At 51.9% G+C, this 16,304-nt stretch carries 13 protein-coding genes; 5 read left to right on the top strand and 8 right to left on the bottom strand.

Going from position 1 to position 16,304, the window contains the following annotated elements:
- Positions 1-72 precede the first annotated feature (72 nt).
- Positions 73-528: a helix-turn-helix domain-containing protein gene (locus JOE25_RS01210; protein WP_209632398.1), complete on the top strand. Its 456-nt coding sequence runs from the start codon at positions 73-75 to the stop codon at positions 526-528.
- An 83-nt stretch (positions 529-611) separates the two neighbouring features.
- Here JOE25_RS01210 and JOE25_RS01205 read toward each other — a convergent pair whose 3' ends face one another.
- The 4 genes from JOE25_RS01205 to JOE25_RS01190 are packed head-to-tail and all read right to left on the bottom strand — an operon-like array spanning position 612 to position 5,576.
- On the bottom strand, positions 612-1,685 hold the full coding sequence (locus JOE25_RS01205) for a fimbrial protein (protein ID WP_209632397.1): 1,074 nt from the start codon (positions 1,683-1,685) through the stop codon (positions 612-614).
- An 8-nt stretch (positions 1,686-1,693) separates the two neighbouring features.
- Positions 1,694-4,288: a fimbria/pilus outer membrane usher protein gene (locus JOE25_RS01200; protein WP_209632396.1), complete on the bottom strand. Its 2,595-nt coding sequence runs from the start codon at positions 4,286-4,288 to the stop codon at positions 1,694-1,696.
- A 12-nt stretch (positions 4,289-4,300) separates the two neighbouring features.
- Positions 4,301-4,987 (bottom strand): molecular chaperone, encoded by a 687-nt coding sequence (locus JOE25_RS01195; protein WP_209632395.1) that lies wholly within the window; start codon positions 4,985-4,987, stop codon positions 4,301-4,303.
- A gap of 49 nt (positions 4,988-5,036) precedes the next feature.
- Positions 5,037-5,576: a fimbrial protein gene (locus JOE25_RS01190; protein ID WP_209632394.1), complete on the bottom strand. Its 540-nt coding sequence runs from the start codon at positions 5,574-5,576 to the stop codon at positions 5,037-5,039.
- A gap of 516 nt (positions 5,577-6,092) precedes the next feature.
- Here JOE25_RS01190 and JOE25_RS01185 point away from each other — a divergent pair.
- The 3 genes from JOE25_RS01185 (at position 6,093) to JOE25_RS01175 (ending at position 9,215) form a co-directional block, all read left to right on the top strand.
- Positions 6,093-6,809, top strand: a complete 717-nt coding sequence (locus JOE25_RS01185) for an EAL domain-containing protein (protein WP_209632393.1) — start codon at positions 6,093-6,095, stop codon at positions 6,807-6,809.
- 22 nt (positions 6,810-6,831) lie between these two features.
- Positions 6,832-7,422 carry a LuxR family transcriptional regulator gene (locus tag JOE25_RS01180; RefSeq protein ID WP_209632392.1) on the top strand — a complete coding sequence of 197 codons (591 nt, stop codon included), beginning with the start codon at positions 6,832-6,834 and terminating at the stop codon, positions 7,420-7,422.
- Positions 7,423-7,592: 170 nt separating this feature from the next.
- Entirely contained in the window at positions 7,593-9,215 is a 1,623-nt protein-coding gene (locus JOE25_RS01175) for an FMN-binding glutamate synthase family protein (protein WP_209632391.1), read from the top strand.
- A 140-nt stretch (positions 9,216-9,355) separates the two neighbouring features.
- On the opposite strand, the gene betA is transcribed toward JOE25_RS01175, so the two are convergent.
- The 3 genes from betA to betI all read right to left on the bottom strand — a co-directional run bounded on the left by betA (position 9,356) and on the right by betI (position 13,311).
- Positions 9,356-11,023: a choline dehydrogenase gene (gene betA, locus JOE25_RS01170; RefSeq protein ID WP_209632390.1), complete on the bottom strand. Its 1,668-nt coding sequence runs from the start codon at positions 11,021-11,023 to the stop codon at positions 9,356-9,358.
- Positions 11,024-11,221: 198 nt separating this feature from the next.
- The gene (betB, locus tag JOE25_RS01165) at positions 11,222-12,694 is read right to left on the bottom strand and encodes a betaine-aldehyde dehydrogenase (RefSeq protein WP_209632389.1); all 1,473 of its coding nucleotides are present in this window, start codon (positions 12,692-12,694) and stop codon (positions 11,222-11,224) included.
- Between the two features lie 20 nt (positions 12,695-12,714).
- Complete coding sequence (gene betI / locus JOE25_RS01160) at positions 12,715-13,311, bottom strand: transcriptional regulator BetI (RefSeq protein WP_209632388.1); 597 nt, start codon at positions 13,309-13,311, stop codon at positions 12,715-12,717.
- Between the two features lie 414 nt (positions 13,312-13,725).
- On the opposite strand from betI, the gene JOE25_RS01155 reads away from it, so the two are divergent.
- Positions 13,726-15,765: a choline transporter gene (locus tag JOE25_RS01155; RefSeq protein ID WP_209632387.1), complete on the top strand. Its 2,040-nt coding sequence runs from the start codon at positions 13,726-13,728 to the stop codon at positions 15,763-15,765.
- Between the two features lie 48 nt (positions 15,766-15,813).
- Here the strand turns inward: JOE25_RS01155 and JOE25_RS01150 are convergent, their stop codons facing one another.
- Entirely contained in the window at positions 15,814-16,284 is a 471-nt protein-coding gene (locus JOE25_RS01150) for a DUF417 family protein (protein WP_209632386.1), read from the bottom strand.
- Positions 16,285-16,304 lie beyond the last annotated feature (20 nt).

Below are 16,304 nucleotides of genomic sequence, written 5' to 3'. Positions count from 1 at the left end.
CAAAGAACTAACTTGGATAATTACCATTACCTACTGTGACCTGAATGTCGTACCCGCGGGAGAACTTAAACAATGGATCGCGTTAATATCATTCATGATTTGCTGGACTGGATTGAAACTCATCTTGATCAGCCACTGCTGTTAGACAACGTGGCGGCCAAGTCAGGCTACTCCAAGTGGCACTTACAAAGGATGTTCCGCACCACCACCGGGCATGCGCTGGGCAGCTATATCCGCGAGCGGCGTCTGTCGCAGGCCGCGCAGGCGCTGCGTTCAAGCCCTCGCCCCATTCTCGACATCGCCCTGCAATATCATTTCGATTCCCAGCCGTCTTTTTCGCGCGCGTTTAAAAAACAGTTTGGCAAAACACCGGCGGTGTATCGCCGCACTACCCGCTGGGATGTCGCAGAGATGTCTCCACAGCCCATAGAACCCCTGAACGGGCATCGCCATGAGTCACCGGGCGTACATCTGTGGTATGCGGGGAAATATCTGGAAGGTAAATGTGGCAACTGGATGGGGCAATAAGGCACCCACAGAATAGCAAAATGCCGCCCCTTTTAAGCACCGTGCTGGTGTTTTAAAAGGGGCGGCATTTTTACTGCATGCTATTACTTGAAGGTGACGTCTACGTTAGCTGTCGCGTTGAATACCCCTGGAGTCGGCGTATTCGTCAGCCATTTCAGGTTAGCGATAAAGGTTTCAGACACTTCGTTCTGCTTATCCTGTAATACACCACCAAAGTCTACGTTGGTCTGTAATGGGATCGGCTTCTTATTAGTATCACGCTGCTGGGTCAAGAAGATGGCTACACCTGGTTTGGTTGTAGGCAAAATCTGCGTGTTATTTGAAGGATCCGAATTGTTGCTGCTAAAACTCGCCTGTAATGATTGCCCTGCACACTCACCGCCCGACAACGTCGCTTTGATATCAAACGGGACCTGCTTAGCAACCGTCCCCGTTTTTGCGCTGGTGGTGCTCAACACACCAAAATCAACGCTGGCGCCATTATTCGCCAGCACGCTGATCTGCGGGTTACACTGAATCACGCGGATCTTGTCCAGCCCTTTTATATAGGCGTTAAAGTTGCTGTCTTTGGTGGCATTCAGACCGAGCACACCATCAATCTGGAACAACGAAGCACGTCCCAATGCCGGGAAATTGCCCGCTGGCGGTTTCACCCCGGTGGCTTTGATGTAGACCGAATAGGTGGCAGTGACCGCTTGAGGGTCAGCCTTCCTTCTGTTGCTACCCGGTTTGGTACCCGGACCTAAATTCGGCCCCGTCGGGCTATTGGAACTCTGCTTGAGGTTAATCGAATCATAATCAACACCGTTGATCGACACGCCGATAGACAGTGATTTGTCCAGAGCACCGAACGAGTTCTGCGGGTTCCAATAGATATAGGCGTTCTCCCCCCTCGGATAATTATCGGTATCCCAGCAAGTAAAGGTGGAGGTAAAGTTCTGCGAACGCCATATCAAATTACCCGCAACAAAGTCGCTGGCGGCCAGCACGATAGGCCGTCCAACGTCGATATCCTGGGTTACGGTGCCGGTTGGGTTGGCCGAACTGGTCGAGTTACCGAAGCGGCACTGCATTGCCGCCGCCTGCTGTGCCGCCATCAACCCCGTCAGCGCCACTAGTGACAAAAGTGTTTTACGTCCAAATGTATTAAATTTCATGGTGCACCTTAGAGTTTTTGGCATTGCAGGGTCAGTTCCTGATATCCCATACCCGCTTGTTGGTTACCCACGCTGGCCGGGATTGGCAGTACGCACTGCTGATCGGCTTTCGGGCCCCATTTAATCGTCAGTTTTTCACCCGGTTTTACACCGGAAACATAGGTGTCGCCATTGAGGCCCACAGTGCCGCTGTTGCGACCATCTTCGTTGAACACGCTGGCGCCAATCGCGGGGAAGTTATCGTTCCCGAGGCGGGCATGAATCAACAGGCTGACACCTTTGAAGGTATCGAAGGTGACTTTCACCACTGATTTTTCTGTCGGAACCACTTGCTTACTGGCTATAGGTACATCCAGCCCTGGCCCGAAGTCCTCGGTACGCAAAGCAACATAGTTGTAGCGATACGGGTTAGCCGATGGCACCACTGCATAACCAAAGCGGTCGATCGTCACACCCGGTTGGTTTTCCAGGCGCACACCTTTAGCGTCTTTGGCTTCCACCAGCAAAATTGTGTTCTGCAACGGCTGCGTTAAGGTGGCACCACCCGAGTGCACCAACAGGCCACCGGACAGGCCAAGCCCAGCCTGGCGGTAGTTATTGCTATACGCGTAACTACCGTCGATGTTACCGATGCTGCTGCTGTAACCCACATTCAGGTTGCTGTTCTGGCCCGAAGACTGCGTATGCCCAGTAGACACCGAGTAGTTCATACGACGATCGTCCAGCATGGTTCCACTGATACCGGTGGAATAGCTGTCCCCACTCTGTTTACTGTGTGCTGCACTGAAGTTGGCAGTGGTCGAATTATTGTTCTGACCCCAATCCAGCGGTACCGAAACGGTGAAGTTTACGCTGCGATCGGAATAACCATATTGGCCACGGGTATCTTGCAGATAAACACCGTAGGAAATACGCTTGTAACCATCGTTATAGCCCACCTGAATGGTACGATCGTTACCGGAAACGCCCCAATAGTTCTGATGGCTAACGTTGGCATATAAATTGGCACCTGCCCACAATTGCTGGCTGAGCGACAATTCAACGCGTTCGCGTTTGTTACCATAGCGAGCGGTGTAACGCGTACGCTTCTGGTTATTGCTCCAGGATGGCTGGCCCGGCTGCAAATCATTCGGATCCCAGTAATCATTCGCGTAAACACCATTGCGCCAGCGATTACGCTCTTCGACTGCGTCGCTGAGATCGTAATAGCCCGAAGTAGCATAGCGATAGCCCGCCAGTTGGAAGTTGGTTCCCATCTGGTTAAGCGATTTGGAATACAGGAAACGGAAGCTCTGGCCTTGTTTACGATCGCCATTAGCCAGTTCAGTATCTGAAATAGAACCGTCAACCGACACTGCCCCCCATGACCCCAGGCTTTTACCTACACCCAAAGCCGCGGAGCGATAGTGCTCAGCCATAACCACCCCACCAAAAGGCGTCAGGCCATAGTTCATGCCACGCGCCAGCGTACCCTGGATCAGATTAGGCTGATAACCGCCATTGCCATTGTGATATTTACCGGCTGTCAGTTGGAAGTTCCAAATGCCTTCACGCAGCATATTTGCCACGGATGAATAGGCTACGCTGAAGGTTTTATGGGAACCATCGGCTTCATTAACGGTGACAATCAGGTCGCCGTTGTTGGTATGTGGGTAAACATCATGGATCTCAAAAGGACCCGGCGCCACGTTAGTGCTGTAAATAATGTAACCGTTCTGGCGGATCTCTACCCGGGCATTGGTTGCCGCGATGCCACGAACCACAGGTGCATAGCCGCGCAAGCTGTCAGGCAGCATGTCGTCTACGCTGGAAAGCTGAACACCACGGAACTGGAAACTGTTAAATACGTTGTTGTTGGTACTGGCCTGACCCATGATCAAACGGCTACGCCATGGCGCAATGTCAGTTTCCGCCCAAGATGAGAGGTTAGTCCAGTTTGCACTGCTGCCGCTTTGCTTATCCAGCGTGGAGTTATTGCGCAAGCGCCATCTTCCCACGTTGAGGCCACTGTTCAGCGACAGGAAAGTATATTCGCTGTCATCTGCATCATCGCGACGATAACTGTTCTTGTTGTAATTGAAGGTATAGTTGGCGAACAGGGCGTTAATGCCTTCATCGTACATGCTTGATGGGATTGCACCTACAGCGCTCAAATCCATCATGGTCTGTGGTACAGAAATATTAATTTGCTGCACTGCTGCGTCATAGCTGACAGCGGCGTCTTTAATCACAGCAGGTAAATCAACACAGCTGCCTGCCGGCAGGGTTTCCGGCAGTTTAATACCGTAATTCAACAGATCTTCAACTTTAAGGCAAGGCTGAGATGCAGCCTGCCCTTTTACCTGACGAAAAGTAACATCTTTATGATCGACCTGGGTCAAGTTGACGTAGATATCAAATGGATAGACGCCAGGTTGCAACGCATCACCCTGAGCCACGGCTTCGGCGTTACTCAAGTTTTCATTGCCGTGTACAAACGACATGTTAAATTCTGCCAGCGCTGCTTCACTCCATAAAATCGGCGCGGCGGCGGCAATGATTGCAATCCGGATCAACTGTGTCAGCCGTGTCGTTCCGCATGCTACTTTTCGTTGATGTGCCATTCCCTGTCTCTCTTATTGTACTGGAACGTCCTTGACTTCCGTTCTACCGCCAAAATCATTGATATAACTGAACGAAATTTTGTTACTCGCGCTGACGCCTGCTGGGATGTTGATCGCAAGGCGCTCGCCTGGATTCACCATGTTGGCATCGACATCTACGGTCTTACCCGCGCTATTTTTCAAATGCAGCGCCCCAAAGGTAATATGCAGAGGGCCATCGTTAATCACCTGCAAACGTGAACCTTCACGCTGCCAGCGTAATTTTTGCACTTGCTCGTCCAGCGTCGTTTTCAACGCCACCGGTCGATAAAAAAGTTTAATTCGGGTACGCACTGCAACCTGAAGCACATTCTCCTGCTTCGGTGCGGGTGGTATTTCCTGCACGTTAATCCACAGCAGAGTTTCTTTATCTTGTGGAAGACCAGTACCGGAATAAATAAAGCGTAAAATAGCGGTCTTTGTCGCATCCAATTTCAGGATCGGTGGAACCACTACAATCGGCAGATTTTTCGGCACCTGATTTCTGTCACCGGTATCCAACCAGGTTTGCACCATATAAGCTTCAGCAGCATCATTATGAATCGGCAGCGAGGCTGATTTATCTGAGCCTTTATAGATTACCCGGGTGGCATCTACCTGGATCCCGGCGTAGCTGCTAAAAGTGCCCAGCATCAGCAGAGCAGCAAAGAACTTTTTCATCGGTTTCCTCTACGGGCCATCCTTGGCCGTTTGTGTCCTAAAAGATCAATTATTTGTATTCGATGGTGAACGGGCTGGTGGCATTTGCCAGACCAGCGGTCACACCAGCGAATGAACGGTAGCGAGCCTGCAGGTTGAAGGTCGCGGTACCGGCAGCATCAACGCTCACTTTAGCTACGTCGTCTTTGATGTTGCTACCATCGCCGATAGCGAAAGGTTTGCCGTTGTTGTCGGTAATTTCGATACCAACACCGGTAGCTGCTGTGCCAGTGCCGCCAACGTTGCTTACAGACAGCAGGTCAGGGTTGCCAGCAACGGTGTTGCCATCAAAACGCAGGCTGTAGTCGCCAGCATCACATTTTTCCAGAGAGATCTGGAAAGCTTTAGATGCAGACTTATCGCCAACATTTTGGAATGCAGAAGTAGGATAAGTACCCAAATAAACTTCTTTATTTTGAGTATCGCTAGTTACCTGGCAAGTAGACTGTTTGATTTCACCGGTGAATTTAACAGTGCCATTCGCAGCCATTGCGTTAGAAGCAGTTACGGACAATACCAGCGCAGCCAAAGGCAATAATACTTTTTTCATTTCCAGCTCCATAGAAAAACAATAAAATAATCGATTCAGTGACAGACGAATATATTAATCCCCGGCACTGAGCATACACTCAGCGATAGCACTCCTTGCTTAAAAGGAGTGTTGCCTCGATGAACCCATTGCCGGACGAAATATAGACCAACGGCATTCTTATTGTTAAATCGTTTAAAACATTCATAACCCCCCTCTTGATAGGAATAAACTATCAACAAATACCTATCGATCGATGTTGACGATTCAATCGAATAGGAATAATCTGTGTTTTGGAAAGCCATGCAGTCGGACATTTTGTCTTAAGACCTAATTATCAGTACATTATTCCGTATATTTACATTTTGTTACCTTTTGAGCACTTTAGAATTCGCGACAAAAAGCCCCTTTGATGGTCTGTAAGCGGCATTGCACATCTTGGCTGCTTTAAATAAGACATTTACCCATAAACAGCCAAATTTCATTAAATTATGTTTTAAAAAACAAACAGTTATACATCAATCAAGGGATTGAGGAATGCGCAGTTCTTTTAGAGAGAAAAATAACGGAATTAATTATGTTTTCCAGCCTATGTTCGCAAAATCGGGACAATTGCTGGCCGTTGAGTGTCTATCAAGATTCACTTTTAATAGTGAATATGCCCATTTCTCTCCTGAACAGTTCTTTCGTACAGCTGATAGCGCCACGCGAATTGAGATTTTGTTGGATCAGGTCAGTCTGATAGAAAAATATAACCACTGGTTTCGTGAAAACCAGGTTATCGCAACACTAAATGTAGACGACCATTCTCTTCGTTCTCTGGCCAATAGCCATTTTGCAGAAAGAATTAGCGCCACCCGATGTATTCATTTCGAAATCAGTGAAAACTCGACTCGGTTAGTTAAAGACCGTGTTCATGGCGATCCCTCACTGAAGAGCTATTCATTTTGGCTCGATGATTTTGGTTCAGGCTATGCGGGGTTTTCCGCGTTGTATAACAGCCAGTTCCGCTTCGTTAAACTCGATCGCTTTTTATTATGGGACTTTATGAAGAAGTCCGGTGGCGAGGGTTTAATGCGCGCTTTATTGCGCTTTTTTTACCTTAATCATTACAAGGTAATTATCGAAGGAGTAGAAACTCCCGAACATAAAAAATGGCTGGACGAAATGCCATATTACGCACTGCAGGGAAAGCTGTGGAAGGAATCCGACATCAAGGATTTGAACTCGCTTCTTACAGCTGAATACTTTTAACTCATTATGGGTGTTCTCCATTATGTCTAAAAACAATGTCCTTGTTATTAGTGAGTGTAAGTACAGCTATGTCGGCCTTTCGGTGTTACTGAAAAAACATTACGGCAAGTACGATATCAGGCTGTTTTCAGATTTTATGCATGGTGGCGCTAAGGCGGAGAAAATAATTAAGCACGATATCGCGCTGATCTTCACCTCACAAAATCTGGAACAAAGCGTCAACGTCATCGAAAGCCTTGTATCTCTCCATCAGCAATACAATTCTAAAACGCGGCTGCTGGTTTTTTATGATGATGAGCGCGTAGTAAAGCTGTTGTCGATCCTGGGGATTTCTGTTGAATTGGTCTCTACGCGTATTCCACTTTATTCGCTGCAGGAAAAAATACAAAACCTGTTGGAAAGCAAAGAGCCTGGCGGGATAAAAATGCAGAAAACCCGGGAGCTTAGCCCGGCAGAAAGTGACGTTATCTTCAATTTACTGCGCGGCGACAGCCTACTGCATATTGCCCAAAAGCGCGGTACTCACCCCAAAACGATTTTTTCGCAGAAATACAGTGCGATGAAAAAACTGCGGCTACGTAGCATGAGCACGATTTTTGTCGCCAACAAGTGATTGCCAGGCCGCCCCCCGGCGGCCTGAGTAACGCCCCTCGTTAAATTTATGTAACAACGAACGACAAAGCAGCAACAGCCACATAACACTCCTGCCTATTGGTTACGATTCACTCACGGGATTATCCCGAGAGTCATGTCGTCTGGATTAAAAAAACATCAGGAGATGTTATGAAGTCATCGTTATTCAGCCGTTATACCTGCTTTGTCTTAAGCCTCTTGCTGACGCTGGCGTCATTGACGCTATTGCCCCACCAGCCCTGGTTTTGGCTGCCGGTAATCATTTTTGGCGCACTGAGTGTACTGGGGGTTTACGACCTCACCCAGCAACGCCATGCCATCTGCCGTAACTACCCCATCATCGGCCGTTTACGCTTTTTCTTCGAATTTATCCGTCCGGAAATACGCCAGTACCTGTTGGAAGAAGATAACGCGCAGATCCCGTTCTCACGCACCCAGCGCACGCTGGTCTACCGTCGTGCCAAAAATGAGATGGGCGACAAACCCTTTGGGACCCAGTTAGACGTTTATCAAACCGGCTACGAATGTATTGGCCACTCCATGCGGCCGGTTGCCGTATCCGATCCAACCAGTTTCCGTGTCGCAATAGGCGGCCCGGATTGCAGCCAGCCTTACTCCGCCTCAATTTTTAATATCTCGGCCATGAGTTTCGGCGCACTGTCGGCCAACGCGATTCGTGCGCTCAATCTGGGGGCGGCAAAAGGAAATTTCTATCATGACACCGGCGAAGGCAGTATCAGCCGCTATCACCGTGAAAACGGTGGCGATCTGGTGTGGGAGCTGGGCAGTGGCTATTTCGGCTGCCGCACCGCAGACGGCCATTTTGATCCGCAGCGCTTTGCCGAGCAGGCTAAAACCCCACAGGTGAAAATGATTGAAATCAAACTGAGCCAAGGGGCGAAACCCGGTCATGGCGGTATTCTGCCGGCTAAAAAAGTGGATGCGGAAATTGCGGCAACGCGTGGGGTACCTGAAGGGGTGGACTGCATTTCGCCAGCCTCACACAGCGCCTTCACCACGCCCGTGGAAATGATGCATTTCATTCAGCAGTTACGTGAATTGTCTGGGGGCAAACCCGTGGGCTTTAAACTGTGCATCGGTCACCCGTGGGAATTTGTCGCCATCGCCAAAGCAATGCTGCAAACCCAAATATTGCCGGACTTTATCGTGGTGGATGGCAAAGAAGGCGGGACCGGCGCTGCGCCGCTCGAGTTATCCAACTACATGGGGATGCCGTTACGCGAGGGGTTATTGTTCGTGCACAATACCCTGGTAGGCTGCGGATTACGTGACCACATCAAGATTGGTGCCAGCGGTAAAATCATCAGCGCCTTTGATATCGCCAGCGTATTGGTATTAGGTGCCGATTGGGTGAATTCAGCACGCGGCTTTATGTTCGCTGTCGGCTGTATTCAATCTCAGAGTTGCCACACCAACCATTGCCCAACCGGCGTTGCTACCCAAGATCCACTGCGGCAGAAAGCCTTGGTGGTGCCCAACAAAGCAGAGCGCGTTTATCATTTCCACCAGAATACCGTGAAAGCACTGGCAGAAATGCTGGCCGCTGCTGGGGTCAGTCGACCGGAACAGCTCACTTCTCATCATATGCTACGCCGCATTACTTCAACTGAAATCAAGGTTTATGCCGACATCTATTATTACCTGGAACCCGGCGCACTGCTGCAGAAAGAAATAGAAAGTGATTTCTATGCGCGCATGTGGCGCATGGCGACGCCAAACAGTTTCGATCAGGCGATCGCCCTGCCGGCTTAAGCCGATTTAGACGTAGCAGTTTCAAGGTGCAGCGAGAAGAATGACAGAGATGAAGTGCCCCCCGCCTCGGGGAAGAACTTTGGAGAGGGGGTTGCTTGCTACAGCAGCCCTTCCCTTCAGCGGCGAGAGGACATGTTGGGTTACAGTTTGCGTGCCGGAGCATCGCCAGCCACGTAATACTCGGCAGTACTTCGTGGCAGCGGCGTACGCTGGCGGATACGATCGGCAATTTTCTCAGCAATCATGATGGTGGTGGCATTCAGGTTGCCGGTAATGATCAGCGGCATAATTGACGCATCAACAACCCGCAGGCCTTCCATACCGTGCACCCGCCCTTGCCCATCCACCACCGCCATCTCGTCCTCACCCATTTTACAGGAGCAGGAAGGATGGAAAGCGGTCTCAGCATGCTCGCGTACAAAGGCGTCCAACTGTTCGTCGGTCTGGACTTCCGGGCCTGGGCTGATTTCACGGCCACGGTATTCATCCAGTGCCGGCTGCGCCATGATTTCGCGCGTGATGCGAATAGCGTCTCGGAATTCCTGCCAGTCCTGCTCTGTCGCCATATAGTTAAACAAGATGCTCGGATGCTGGCGCGGATCTTTTGATTTCACCTGCACACGGCCACGGCTTGGAGAACGCATAGAACCCACATGCGCCTGGAAACCGTGCTCTTTCACCGCGTTGCTGCCGTTGTAGTTAATCGCTACCGGCAAGAAATGGTACTGAATGTTTGGCCAGGCAAACTCTTCGCGGCTGCGGATAAAGCCACCCGCTTCAAATTGGTTGCTGGCGCCAATGCCGGTGCCGTTAAACAGCCATTCCGCGCCAATTTTCGGTTGGTTAAACCACTGTAGCGCCGGGTACAACGACACCGGTTTTTTGCAGGCGTATTGCAGGTACATTTCCAGATGATCCTGCAAGTTCTCACCCACGCCGGGCAGATCGTGCACCAGATCAATGTCCAGACGGTTCAGTAATGACGCAGGACCAACGCCGGAACGCTGTAAAATCTGCGGCGAAGCTATTGCACCTGCGCACAGCAGAACTTCTCGACGCGCGCGCGCGCGGGTGAGAGAGTTGCTCTCGCCCTGCAAATAATCAACGCCCACGGCACGCTTGCCTTCGAAACGAATGCGGTCGGTCAACGCGTGGGTCACAATCTTCAGATTAGAACGGGAGCGCGCCTGATCCAGATAGCCCCGGGCGGTACTGGCACGACGCCCTTTCGGCGTGACGGTGCGGTCCATCGGCCCAAAACCTTCTTGCTGAAAACCGTTCAGATCGTCGGTACGTGGATAACCCGCCTGGACACCGGCTTCCACCATCGCGTGGAACAACGCGTTGTTACCGGCTTTCGGTGTCGTGACACTCACCGGGCCATCGCCGCCGTGAAAATCATTGGGTCCAATATCGCGTGTTTCCGCCTTGCGGAAATAGGGCAAGCAGTCTAAATAAGTCCAGTCTTCCAGACCCGGTGCCTTCGCCCAATTATCAAAATCCATGGCGTTGCCGCGGATGTAGCACATGCCGTTAATCAGTGACGAACCACCCAACCCCTTGCCACGGCCACACTCCATGCGGCGATTGTTCATGTGTGGCTCAGGGTCAGTTTCATACGCCCAGTTGTAGCGACGGCCTTGCAGCGGGAATGCCAGCGCGGCCGGCATCTGGGTACGAAAATCCATCCGATAATCCGGACCACCGGCTTCCAACAGCAGCACACTGACGTCGGCGTCTTCGGTTAAACGGGTGGCTAATACGTTACCGGCCGAGCCGGCACCGATGATGATGTAATCGAATTCCATCGATATCTCCTTATACCCTTCGTCTTTCAAGCCACAGCGTTGTTGGCTGCATGCGCTCCCCCCAGTCACTTACTTAAGTAAGCTCCTGGGGACTCTCGCACTTGCCGCCTAGCTGTGACTTGAAATCCATTGGGTATATATTTTTATGATTAATAGCTTAGGGATTCCCAAACAAGCATTTAATCGATGATGGGATACTTAAAATATGGAGGTATACTCGCCAAGCTCTACCTGAATGGACTTGATCTGGGTGTAGTGCTCCAGCGTTGTCAGGCCATTTTCACGGCCGACGCCAGATTGCTTATAACCGCCGACGGGCATTTCAGCCGCCGATTCGCCCCAGGTGTTAATCCAACAGATACCGGCTTCCAATTGGTGGATCACCCGGTGGGCGCGGGTGAGATCATTCGTCACAAGACCTGCTGCCAAGCCGAAAGTCGTGTCATTGGCACGGCGCACCACTTCTTCTTCGCTGTGATAGCTAAGAATGCTCATTACCGGCCCGAAGATCTCTTCACGCACGATGTCCATTTCGTCACTGCAGTCGGTAAATACCGTCGGCGCCACATAAGCCCCTTTGGCGAAATCACCGTCAGTCACACGCTCACCGCCACACAACAGGCGTGCGCCGCTGTTCTTGCCGCTTTCTATATAACGCAGCACGGATTCCATATGCGCGAAACTGACCAATGGGCCAAAGTTGGTTTGTGGATCAGTTGGGTCACCCAGACGAATGCGTTTTACGCGCTCGAGGATTTTGGCTTCAAACTGTACCTGCAGCGCTGCCGGCACAAATACGCGCGTACCGTTGGTGCAGACCTGACCGGAACTGTAGAAGTTGGCCATCATGGCGATATCAGCCGCACGGTCCAGATCGGCATCATCAAAGATGATCAGCGGTGATTTGCCCCCCAGTTCCATAGTGACTTCTTTCAACGTTGAACTTGACGCGTTGGCCATCACTTTTTTACCGGTTTTCACCCCACCGGTGAACGACACCTTAGCGATACCCGGGTGATCGGTCAGGTACTGGCCGACGTCTGCGCCGCTGCCGGTGAGCACGTTGAATACACCGTCAGGTAAACCGGCTTCAGTGTAGATCTCCGCCAGTTTCAACGCCGTCAGCGAGGTCACTTCACTCGGTTTGAAGATCATCGCATTGCCTGCCGCCAGGGCTGGCGCAGACTTCCACAAGGCGATCTGGATCGGGTAGTTCCATGCGCCGATACCGGCAACCACGCCCAGCGGTTCACGACGGGTATACACAAAAGCGCTCTCGCGCAGCGGGATCTGCTGGCCTTCGATCGCCGGGATCAGCCCCGCGTAATATTCCAACACGTCGGCGCCGGTAACGATATCCACCGCCGTGGTTTCTGACATTGCCTTGCCGGTATCCAAGGTTTCCAGCGCGGCCAGCTCGTCGTTGCGTTCGCGCAGAATGTCCACCGCACGGCGCAAGATACGAGAACGAGCCATCGCCGTCATCGCCGCCCATACCTTCTGTCCGCTGGCTGCACTGGCCACCGCACGGTTGACGTCTTCAGCGCTGGCGGACTGGATCTCGGCAAGCACTTCACCATTCGCCGGGTTCACCGCGTTGAAAGTTTTTCCATCGGTACTGTCTACATAGGCACCATTAATATAGAGCTTCTGTAAGCCAAAACGGGACATAGGTTCTCCTTAGGTTGTCCTCAAGGTGGCGTGTGCCCCCTGAGTTGGAACGTAATGTAATCGGTCGTGAGTGCGATCGCCTGTGTCTGATTGAACGCAGCCCCACGTAATGCGCTGCGTAGCCACAGGCCGTCGATCAACGCCGCCAGCCCTTTCGCTGCCAATCGTGCCTCTGCCTTCGGCAATACACGGCTAAATTCAGCACACAGGTTGGAATACAGACGGCGGCCGTTTACCTGTTGCAGCCGGTTAAGTTGCGGCTGGTGCAGACTGCTCGCCCAAAAGGCCAACCAGGTTTTCATCGCCGCACTGTTGATTTGGCTGTCGTCAAAATTACCGGCGACGATTGCCTGCAGCCGTGACGCCGGAGCGTGATCGCTCAACGCCTGCAACCGCAGCTTTACCGCCTCACCCAAATGGCGAATCAAATAACGCATGGTGGCCTCCAGCAGGCCATTCTTATCCTTGAAATAATGGCTGATGATGCCGTTGGAAACCCCGGCCCGCCGCGCTATTTGCGCGATGGTAGCGTCATGCATTCCCACTTCGTTTACCGCGGCCAGCGTGGCATCTATCAACTGCTGCCTTCTGATTGGCTGCATTCCTACCTTTGGCATAATTCGACTCTCACAAAACCGACTTCGGCCTCATCTCAGCGGCGAAATTTCACGCTATTTTCACCTGCCGAACGTGGTCTTCATGCCAACCATTAAACTTTTTTTTGATTGAACGTTCAATAAAAATTGAATATATTTTATTACCGCTTGGTTACAAAAATGTACTTTTCGGTTGTGGAACTGGCTGATTTTTGTGAGGTATTTAACGAATCTGACCAAAATCAGTGTCTGTAAGCGGTTCCCAGCACGGAACGATTTTCTGTTCCGTTAGCAAGCAAAGCGGCAATCTTTGGCAAGCAAAATAGCGATTGCCGCAGCTTTTATCCGCACTGTTTCCCGGACGGCACCTGCGTGTTGTTCAGGCTGGTGTGTGGGCACGATTTTACTCAGTTGTTAAAAAAACAGAGGAAGACGATGACAACACGCGAAACCTCCTCAAAACCACAACAGGATGGGCTTAACCCTGTGGTTTTCTTTACCTCGGCAGGGCTGATACTGGCCTTCTCACTGATGACCATCTTTTTTACCGATTTCTCCGGGCGATGGATCACCCGCACCCTGAATTGGGTGTCAACCACCTTCGGCTGGTACTACTTGCTGGCCGCCACCTTGTACATCGTATTTGTGGTGTTTATTGCGGCATCGCGCTTCGGTTCGATCAAGCTTGGGCCAGAACAGTCGAAACCCGAATTCAGCCTGATGAGCTGGGCGGCGATGCTGTTCGCCGCAGGCATCGGCATCGACCTGATGTTCTTCTCCGTTGCCGAACCTGTGACGCAATATATGATGCCACCGGAGGGCCAGGGCCAGACAATGGAAGCCGCCCGCCAGGCCATGGTGTGGACGCTGTTCCACTACGGACTGACCGGTTGGTCGATGTACGCGCTGATGGGCATCGCACTCGGTTACTTCAGTTACCGCTATAACCTGCCGTTGACCATCCGTTCGGCGCTCTACCCGATTTTCGGCAAACGCATCAACGGACCGATCGGCCACAGTGTAGACATTGCGGCCGTGCTGGGTACCATCTTCGGTATCGCCACAACGCTTGGCATTGGCGTAGTACAGCTGAACTACGGGTTGAAGGTCCTGTTCCACGTGCCGGAAAACCTGACGGTACAGGGTGCATTGATCCTGCTGTCGGTGATCATGGCCACCATCTCGGTAACCTCTGGCGTCAATAAAGGCATCCGTATTTTGTCCGAACTCAATGTGCTGTTGGCGTTGGGGCTGATCCTGTTTGTGTTGTTCTTCGGTGATACCGAGTTCCTGCTCAATGCCCTGGTGCTCAATGTCGGCGACTACATCAACCGCTTTATGGGGATGACGCTCAACAGCTTCGCCTTCGATCGCCCTGTAGAATGGATGAACAACTGGACGCTGTTCTTCTGGGCCTGGTGGGTTGCCTGGGCGCCGTTTGTCGGCTTGTTCCTGGCACGAATCTCTCGCGGACGCACCATTCGCCAGTTTGTGCTCGGTACGTTGATTATTCCTTTCGTGTTTACCCTGCTCTGGCTGTCGATCTTCGGAAACAGCGCGCTTTACCAGATTATTCATGGCAACGCGGCGTTCGCGCAGGAAGTGATGCAGTACCCTGAACGCGGCTTCTACAGCCTGCTGGCACAGTATCCGGGCTTTACCTTCAGCGCTTCCGTCGCAACCATTACCGGTTTGCTGTTCTATGTCACCTCGGCAGACTCCGGTTCGCTGGTTCTGGGCAATTTCACCTCGCGTCTGAGCGACATCAACAGCGATGCGCCCAACTGGCTGCGTATTTTCTGGTCTATAACGATTGGCCTGCTGACCATCGGCATGCTGATGACCGACGGCGTACCTGCACTGCAAAAAACCACGGTGATCATGGGCCTGCCGTTCAGCTTTGTGATCTTCTTCGTGATGGCCGGGCTGTATAAATCGCTGCGGGTAGAGGATTACCGCAAAGCCAGCGCGCTGAACACCTCCGCACCGATGCCGGTATCCAGCAACGACGTGCTGAACTGGAAGCAGCGACTGTCGCGGGTGATGAATTACCCTGGCACTCAATACACGCAGAAAATGCTGGATACCCGCTGCCGACCGGCGATGCAAGAAGTGGCGCGTGAACTGGAACTGCGCGGTGCCAAAGTGGAATTCAGTGAGGTGCCACCAGCCGAAGATGAGCGCTTGAGCCATCTGGAACTGCTGGTGCATCTGGGAGATGAACAAAACTTTACCTATCAGATCTGGCCACAGCGTTACTCCGTACCGGGCTTTACCTATCGCGCCCGCTCCGGCAAGTCGCATTATTACCGGTTGGAAACCTTCCTGATGGAAGGTACCCAAGGTAACGACCTGATGGATTACAGCAAAGAGCAGGTGATCGGCGATATCCTCGATCAGTACGAGAAACACCTGAACTTCGTGCACATCCACCGCGAGGCTCCGGGCAATACCCTGACCTTCCCGGATATGTGATCCGTTCAAAACGGCCAAAGGGCGCAGTTTTTTAAGCTGCGCCCTTTTTTACGATATCTCGTCAGGCAAATCGGATTTTAGCAACAGTATCGAACCCGCCAACAGCACCAGATCCTTTAGCAGAAAGCCGGTGGCACCGCCCATCGCCGGAAACCCACCGGCCGAGGCTTCCCAAGCGCCCGGCGTAGAGAAGATCAGCGTTAGGGTGGTCAGGTAGGTCAGCGTCGATCCCGCGGCCCCCAACAATCCCAAACGTCGTGACCAGAAACCCGCCAACAGCAAGAGGCCAAAGCTCCACTCGGCGACCCCCAATACATAACTGGCACCGCGAATGCCAAACACATCGTGCATCCAGGCCAACAGTGGGCTGTTGCCAATCAGTGGCACCAGCCCCTGCGCTTCATAGTCAAACCACTTGGCATAGCCGAAGGCGGCGAAGATCACCACCAACGCCAACCGCATAAAGGCCACATCCCAGTTTGAGCGCCTAAAGCGCTGCAGCCATATTGCCTGCATCATCGTTCCTCCCTTATTCTGCC

Origin of the sequence: Serratia sp. PL17 (genome assembly GCF_017832355.1) — a bacterium.
Lineage (GTDB): Bacteria > Pseudomonadota > Gammaproteobacteria > Enterobacterales > Enterobacteriaceae > Serratia.
Note: the sequence above shows the minus strand (reverse complement) of the source record. Positions and strands in the feature narration are given on the sequence as shown.

What these genes read in the sequence shown, in the direction of transcription:
- betA (WP_209632390.1), bottom strand. Translation starts at nt 11,023, where the DNA reads ATGGAATTCGATTACATCATCATCGGTGCCGGCTCGGCCGGTAACGTA.
- betI (WP_209632388.1), bottom strand. Translation starts at nt 13,311, where the DNA reads ATGCCAAAGGTAGGAATGCAGCCAATCAGAAGGCAGCAGTTGATAGAT.
- JOE25_RS01175 (WP_209632391.1), top strand. Translation starts at nt 7,593, where the DNA reads ATGAAGTCATCGTTATTCAGCCGTTATACCTGCTTTGTCTTAAGCCTC.
- JOE25_RS01155 (WP_209632387.1), top strand. Translation starts at nt 13,726, where the DNA reads ATGACAACACGCGAAACCTCCTCAAAACCACAACAGGATGGGCTTAAC.
- JOE25_RS01195 (WP_209632395.1), bottom strand. Translation starts at nt 4,987, where the DNA reads ATGAAAAAGTTCTTTGCTGCTCTGCTGATGCTGGGCACTTTTAGCAGC.
- JOE25_RS01190 (WP_209632394.1), bottom strand. Translation starts at nt 5,576, where the DNA reads ATGAAAAAAGTATTATTGCCTTTGGCTGCGCTGGTATTGTCCGTAACT.
- betB (WP_209632389.1), bottom strand. Translation starts at nt 12,694, where the DNA reads ATGTCCCGTTTTGGCTTACAGAAGCTCTATATTAATGGTGCCTATGTA.
- JOE25_RS01210 (WP_209632398.1), top strand. Translation starts at nt 73, where the DNA reads ATGGATCGCGTTAATATCATTCATGATTTGCTGGACTGGATTGAAACT.
- JOE25_RS01200 (WP_209632396.1), bottom strand. Translation starts at nt 4,288, where the DNA reads ATGGCACATCAACGAAAAGTAGCATGCGGAACGACACGGCTGACACAG.
- JOE25_RS01150 (WP_209632386.1), bottom strand. Translation starts at nt 16,284, where the DNA reads ATGATGCAGGCAATATGGCTGCAGCGCTTTAGGCGCTCAAACTGGGAT.
- JOE25_RS01180 (WP_209632392.1), top strand. Translation starts at nt 6,832, where the DNA reads ATGTCTAAAAACAATGTCCTTGTTATTAGTGAGTGTAAGTACAGCTAT.
- JOE25_RS01205 (WP_209632397.1), bottom strand. Translation starts at nt 1,685, where the DNA reads ATGAAATTTAATACATTTGGACGTAAAACACTTTTGTCACTAGTGGCG.
- JOE25_RS01185 (WP_209632393.1), top strand. Translation starts at nt 6,093, where the DNA reads ATGCGCAGTTCTTTTAGAGAGAAAAATAACGGAATTAATTATGTTTTC.